Annotated in this window: 1 protein-coding gene; it reads left to right on the forward strand. The window is 59.1% G+C overall.

All coding sequences use genetic code 11. The features are described 5' to 3' along the window. Positions 1–394, forward strand: a 394-nt coding sequence (locus tag Q4563_RS16730; protein ID WP_303605291.1) for an SIS domain-containing protein, incomplete at both ends; no start/stop codon positions are given.

Genomic DNA, 394 nt, shown 5'->3' on the forward strand with positions numbered 1-394 from the left:
GCTTACCGCCGGGCTGGCGCAACAACACCCCGATGCCGATGCCATTCAGCAGCGCATCGCCACCGCCCTGGCCCAACTGCCAGGACTGATCCAGCAAGCACTGAAAATGAACGACCAGATCGAACAACTGGCCGAACGCTTCGCCGACAAACACAACGCCCTGTTCCTTGGCCGTGGCGACCAATACCCCATTGCCATGGAAGGCGCGCTCAAACTCAAGGAAATTTCCTACATCCACGCCGAAGCCTATGCCGCCGGAGAACTCAAACACGGCCCGTTGGCACTGATCGACGCCGAAATGCCCATTGTGGTGGTAGCGCCCCATAACGACCTGGTCGAAAAACTCAAATCCAACATCGAAGAAGTCCGCGCCCGGGGCGGCGAACTCTACGTC

The sequence above is a fragment of the Gilvimarinus sp. 1_MG-2023 genome (assembly GCF_030548285.1).